The 6,057-nt window shown below is 71.1% G+C and carries 6 protein-coding genes; all 6 read right to left on the bottom strand.

Translation table 11 applies throughout. From position 1 onward, the window contains the following. The coding region (locus BST28156_RS34185) for a glycosyltransferase family 9 protein (RefSeq protein ID WP_367651241.1) at positions 1-619 on the bottom strand (619 nt) is incomplete at its 3' end. Beyond that, complete coding sequence (locus BST28156_RS34180; RefSeq protein WP_006398899.1) at positions 616-1,227, bottom strand: D-glycero-alpha-D-manno-heptose-1,7-bisphosphate 7-phosphatase; 612 nt, start codon at positions 1,225-1,227, stop codon at positions 616-618. The genes BST28156_RS34185 and BST28156_RS34180, both read right to left, overlap by 4 nt. Then, complete coding sequence (locus tag BST28156_RS34175; protein WP_006398898.1) at positions 1,218-1,967, bottom strand: SDR family oxidoreductase; 750 nt, start codon at positions 1,965-1,967, stop codon at positions 1,218-1,220. The genes BST28156_RS34180 and BST28156_RS34175 overlap by 10 nt, the downstream gene beginning before the upstream one ends. A 187-nt stretch (positions 1,968-2,154) precedes the next feature. Next, positions 2,155-2,679 (bottom strand): hypothetical protein, encoded by a 525-nt coding sequence (locus BST28156_RS34170; RefSeq protein ID WP_012217870.1) that lies wholly within the window; start codon positions 2,677-2,679, stop codon positions 2,155-2,157. Continuing rightward, complete coding sequence (locus BST28156_RS34165; protein WP_012217869.1) at positions 2,624-5,368, bottom strand: ABC transporter transmembrane domain-containing protein; 2,745 nt, start codon at positions 5,366-5,368, stop codon at positions 2,624-2,626. The genes BST28156_RS34170 and BST28156_RS34165 overlap by 56 nt, the downstream gene beginning before the upstream one ends. A gap of 47 nt (positions 5,369-5,415) precedes the next feature. Continuing rightward, a partial coding sequence (locus BST28156_RS34160) for a BON domain-containing protein (protein ID WP_174904548.1) occupies positions 5,416-6,057 on the bottom strand: 642 nt, incomplete at its 5' end.

Genomic DNA, 6,057 nt, shown 5'->3' with positions numbered 1-6,057 from the left:
GCCCGCAGCCTTGCGCGTCGCCGCGCCGCGGGCCGCCGAAGCGCTGCAGCGCGGCGCGCAGCCGCGCCTGCACCGCCCGGCGCGCCGCGTCGCCCGGTTCGAATGCCATCCGCCAGTCGGCGGTCTTCGCGCCGATCGTGCGCACCAGCGCGAGCTGGCGCGCCACTTCGTGCCGCACCTGCTGATCGGGCTCGGTCTCCGCGACGCGGTCGGTCAGCAGCCGGTACGGGTTCTCTCTGCAATGTGCGAGCCGCAGCGGAATGCCGGCGAGCCAGCACATCATCGCGGCCGGCAGCGGGCTCTGGCTATAGACGGTGAAGATCACCGCCGCGTCGAAACGCGCGGACAGCAGCCGGTCGATCATGTCGAGATCGGCAACCGGATTGGCCGGCGCGTCCGGATGCTTGACCCACGGCGCGTCGTACGTCCACACGTCGTCGACCATCGGCAGATGCGCGCCGAGCGCCGCGCCCGTGCTCGACGTGAGCAGCGTCAGATGCCGGCCGTTGCCGCTTTCCTTCAGCGCGCGCAGTGCCGGCGTCGTCATCAGCACGTCGCCGAGATTGTCGAGCCGCACGCACAGAATGCGGCGCGCGCGGTCCCACGCGGGCGCGCTCATTGCCGCACCCGCGAGCCGTGACGGCGCGCGGTTTCGCGCACGACGATGTCGGCCGCGAGATCGAGCCGGTCGACGACGAAGTGCGGCGTGCGTGTCGCGTCGATCCGCCATTCCGTCTCGTAGCCGCGATCGACGAGGATCGTGCGGCACTGCGCCGCGCGGCCGGCTTCGATGTCGTCGAGTATGTCGCCGATCATCCAGCTCGCGCCGGCCTCGACGCCGAGCGCGGCGACCGCGCGGCGCAGCATGCCGGGCCTCGGCTTGCGGCACAGACAGTCGCATGCATAGCGCGGCACGCTGCCCTGCGGGTGATGCGGGCAGTAAAAAAAATCCGCCAGCGCCGCGCCGTTCTCTTCGAACAGTTCGGCAAGACGCTGGCGGACCGCGCCAAGCTGAGATTCGGTGAAGCGGCCGAGCGCGACGCCCGGCTGGTTCGAGACGACCGCGATCGGCATGCCGGTCGACGCCAGCGAGCGCAGCGCACGCGCGGCGCCCGGCGCGAGCCGCATGCGGGCCGGATCGACGTTGTACGGCACGTCGTCGAGCAGCGTGCCGTCCTTGTCGAGCAGCACGGCGCCGCGCGGACGCGGATCGTGCTTCAGGGCCATGATGTCTCCTTCATCGGCAGCACCATCACTTCCGGTACGACCGTGCCCGGCGGCTGCGTCAGCACGAAGCGCACCGCGGCCGCGACGTTCTCGGGCGGCTGCAGCGTGTCCTCGTCGATGTCCGGGAAGCGGTCGAGCAGGAACGGCGTGCGCATCCCGCCGGCGACGATCGCCGACACGCGCACGCCGGCCGGGCGCAGCTCCGCATGAAGCGCATGCGACAGACCGAGCAGCCCCCACTTCGTCGCGTGATACGCCGATGCGTTCGGCCACGCGCGCTTCGATGCGGTCGACGCGATGTTGACGATATGCCCGCCGCCGCGCGCCTTCATCATCGGCACGACCGCATGGCACATCAGGTATGGACCGAACAGGTTCGTCATCAGCACCTGCTGCCATGCGTCGACGCTCACGTCGTCGATCGGCGCGGTCACGTCGATCGCCGCGTTGTTGACGATCACGTCGAGATCGCCGACGACTTCGCGCGCATCGTGCACGGCCTGCAGCACCGATGCCTCGTCGCGCACGTCGAGCGGACGACCGACCGCCTTCACGCCGTGCCGTGTGAGCCGCTGCGCGACGGCCGCCGCGCGGTCGCCGTCGAGATCCGCGACGACGACGTGCGCACCGTTGCGCGCGAGTTCCTCGCAGATCGCTTCGCCGAGCCCGCGGCCGCCGCCCGTGACGAGTGCGGTGCGGCCGGCGAGCGGCAGTTGAGCTGGATCGTGGGTCCCGTTCACATGTACCTCCCTGTCGGCGTCAGAAGAACTTCGTCGGAACGCTTGTCGTGACAAGCGTCATCGCAGGGAAGACAGCGAGATTCGTGCCCGTCCGTTTCGAACCGCGTTGCGTCGCGCGTCGCGGCGCGTTCGCTGGCTTTTTTATAACCGGCTGTAAAAACGTGCCCGCACCGCGCGGCGCGCGCGATCAGATCGCGAGCGCGTCGGGCGTCGCCTGCGCGCGATGCTTCGCGAGCGCGCGCAGGCAATGCGCGATGCAGCCCGCGAACGCCTCGTCGAACCACGGCTGCGCGCCCGATACGCCGACCACGATCCCGTGCTGCGCGACGGCGCCCCACAGGTTCGTGTCGCCCGCGCGCAGCCGGTACGGCTCGAGCGCCTGCACGACGTGGCCGTCGCGGCCGGTTTCCCACGACAAACGCGCCTTCGCGCGTGCATACGCGCGATAATCGGCGTCCCAGTCCTTCGGGTCGGGCAGCGAGAACTCGTAGAGGATCGCGTCTTCGAACGACGCGTCGTGCGGGCCGAGCGCCGGATCCATGATCACGATGTGCAGGCAGCCGCTGTCGCCGACGAAGTCGCTCTGCAACGCGGCCGACAGCGTCGGCAGCAGCAGTTCGACGGCCGCGATCGCGGCCTGGCGATCCGCGAACGCGCTACCGCCGCGACGTGCGGTCAGCCCTTCGGGGGACGGATTCAGATGAGTGGGCATGTGAGTCTCCGGAGGAAAATGCGAGCGCGCGCAGCGCCGCGATCAGGTCGGCCGGCGCCGCCGGCTTGGTCAGATACGCATGGAAACCCGCTTCGACGGCGCGCGCGCGGTCGCGCTCGCGCGCGTGGCCCGACAGCGCGAGCGCTTCGAGGGACGACGCGCCGTCCTCGTTCGCGCGCGCCGCTTCGAGCTGACGCACGCGCGTCATGACCGTATAGCCGTCTTCCTCGTCGTCGCCGAGGTCGATGTCGCAGACGAGCAGCGCCGGCCAGTCGGCACGGCGCGCGCGCCATAGCGTATCGAGCAGCGCCTGGCCCGACGCGAATGCGTCGACCTGCGCGCCGGCCACCGTCAGCAACGCGGTCAGCGCATCGCGCGCTTCGTCGTGATCGTCGACGCAGGCGATGCGCAGGCCGTCGAGCGGCCTGTCGGCGATCGGCGCGGGCTCGGCATCGGCCGGCTGCATCGACGCCGGCGCGATCGCGCAAAGCGGCAGCGAGACGTGCAGCGTGACACCGGTGTCGTCGCGTTCGCGCACGACGTAGCCGCCCGCTTCCTCGATCGCGTTCTGCAGCGGCTCGAGCGCGAGCAGCGACAGCTCCGGCGCATCGACGCCCGCGCATGCGACCGTGATCCGTGCGTCCGGATCGTGCCGCTCCGTATAGACCTGGACGCGCCCGCCGCTGCCGCTCACGTCGATCCCGTTGCGGCACAGCTCCCACACGAAGCGCCGCAGCGCGGCCGGATCGGCCTTCACGATCAGGTCCTCGTCGGACAAATGGCGGAACACCGGCACGCCGCGCCGCTCGGCCGCGTCCGCGAGCCCGTCGAGCACCTGCGACACGAGCGGATTGATGCGCACCGGCTGCCGCGCGAACTTCGCCTCGGTACGTTCGAGCTCGCGCTGCTTCGCCTGCAGCGCCCACATCTGCGCATAGACGCCGCCGTTTGCGAGCAGCTCGTCGTGCGTGCCCTGTTCGACGAGCCGGCCGTACTCCATCACGAGGATGCGGTCCGCATCGACGATCGTCGACAGCCGGTGCGCGATGATCAGGCTCGTCCGGTGTTGCGCGACGCGCATCAGCTCCTGCTGGATCGCGCGCTCCGACCGCGTGTCGAGCGCGGACGTCGCCTCGTCGAACACGACGATCGGCGGCGCCTTCAGCAGCGCGCGCGCGATCGCGACGCGCTGCCGCTCGCCGCCCGACAGCCGCACGCCGCGTTCGCCGACGCGCGTGTCATAGGCATCGGGCAGCCGCTCGATGAACGTGTCGAGCTGCGCGCTGCGCGCGGCCGCGACCACTTCCGCGCGCGTCGCCTCGCGCTTGCCGTACGCGATGTTGTACGCGATCGTGTCGTTGAACAGGATCGTGTCCTGCGGCACGATGCCGAGCGCGTCGCGCAGGCTGCGCTCGGTGACGAGGCGCAGGTCCTGGCCGTCGATGCGGATCGTGCCGGCGTCGGGCTGGTAGAGCCGGAACAGCAGCCGCGCGAGCGTCGACTTGCCCGAGCCGCTGCCGCCGACCACCGCGACCGACTGGCCGGGCTCGATCCGGAACGACACGTCCCACAGGATCTGCCGGCTCGGCTCGTAGCCGAAGTCGACGTGTTCGAACTCGATCGCGCCGCCGCGCACGACGAGCGGCTGCGCACCCGGCACGTCGCCGTCCTCGCCCGGCTTGCCGCGCGCGTCGAGCAGCCCGAACAGCCGCTCGATGTTCGTCATCGCGTCGTTCGCCTCGCGGAACACGAAGCCGAGCGCGTTCAGCGGCAGGCTGATCTGGATGATGTACGCGTTGATCAGCACGAGGTCGCCGACGGTCATCGCGCCGGTCGCGACGCGCTCGCCGGCGAGCAGCATCACGGCCGCGATGCCGGCGCCGATGCAGGCGCTCTGCCCGATGTGCAGCGTCGACAGCGCGTACTGGTTGTCGACGCCCGCGTCGGACCACGCGTTCAGCACGCGGTCGAGCCGATCGCGCTCGACGTCCTCGCGTGCGAAGTACTTGACGGTGTCGACGTTCAGCAGGCTGTCGACGATCCGCGAATTCGATTCGGCCTCGAGCGCGTTCACGCGGCGCTGGTAGCGCATGCGCCGCCGCGTGAACACGATCGTGTATGCGGCGTAGACGGCGAACGTGACGAAGATGATCGCGGTGAAGCCGCCGCCATACTTGCTGACGACGATCACGAGCACCGAGCCGATCTCGATCGCGGTCGGCATGATCGTAAACACGGCGACGCCGAGCAGATAGCCGATACCGGCCGTGCCCTTCTCGAGGTCGCGCACGACCGCGCCCGTCTCGCGCTGCGAATGGAAGCGCGCGCCGAGCCGGTGCAGATGGCCGAACGTGCGCACCGTGAACGCGGCAACCGTGCTCTGCGTGACCTGCACGAACGTCATGTCGCGCACTTCGTTCAGCGCGTTCGACGCGAACCGCACGACCGCGTACGCGAACAGCAGCAGCACCGGCAGCGACGCGGGCCGCTGCGCGAGCTGACCGAAGTCGTCGACGATCTCCTTCAGCAGCAGCGGCACCGACACGGCCGCGGCCTTCGCGAGCACCAGCAGCGCGATCGCCGCGAGCACGCGCGCGCGATAACGCCAGATCGCGCGCCACAGCTCGCCGGCGATCCGCAGCCGCAGGCTGCGCGTATCGCGTCGCGTGTCCCCGGTCGCCGGCGTCATGCGCGCACTGCGTTCCGTTGTGGCGGGTTCATGGCGGCCGTCCTCCGTCAGTGATGGCGCTCGCGGCCCGGCGTGCCGCCCGCCGCAGTGCCGCCGGTGCCCGCTGCAGTGCCGCTGCCTGCGGCGCCGCTGCCTGCAGTGCCGCCGCCGCCCGCGTCGCTGCTGCCCGCGCCCTGGGCCGACGTGCCGGGCTCCGGCTCGCGCACGGCCGGCTGGGTCGGCGTGACGGTCCGCTGCGCGGGGTGCAGCACCATGCCGCTGTCGTGCTCGCCTTCGCGCTTCACGCGCACGCGGTTCTCGACGTCGCGCACGCACATGCAGTCGTCCGCGATGTCCTCGATCGCGTGCTTCGTCCAGCGCGCGGGCACCGTGCCGTCGAGTTCGACGCGGCCGTCGCTGACCTGCACGCTGACGTCGCTGACGTCGATGTCGAGCGCGTGCGCGAGCCGCTCGCAGACGTCCTCGCGGATCCGTTCGTCCGAGCGCGTATAGCCTTTCGGGCCGCGCCGGCCGCGCATGGCGTCGCGCGCCGCGCCGCTGCCGAAGCGCGACAGGTCCGGCGCGTCGGCCGTACGCGGATCGTCGTAGCCGCGCTCGCCGCCGCCGTACCAGCCGAGCCGGAAATGTCCGCGCAGGCCCGGCGCCTCGTCGCGGCCGCCGCCGTATCGGTGCGGGTCCGGCCCGCCGCC

The sequence above is a fragment of the Burkholderia pseudomultivorans genome, from assembly GCF_902499075.1.
In the GTDB taxonomy this organism is placed as follows: domain Bacteria; phylum Pseudomonadota; class Gammaproteobacteria; order Burkholderiales; family Burkholderiaceae; genus Burkholderia; species Burkholderia pseudomultivorans.
Note: the sequence above shows the minus strand (reverse complement) of the source record. Positions and strands in the feature narration are given on the sequence as shown.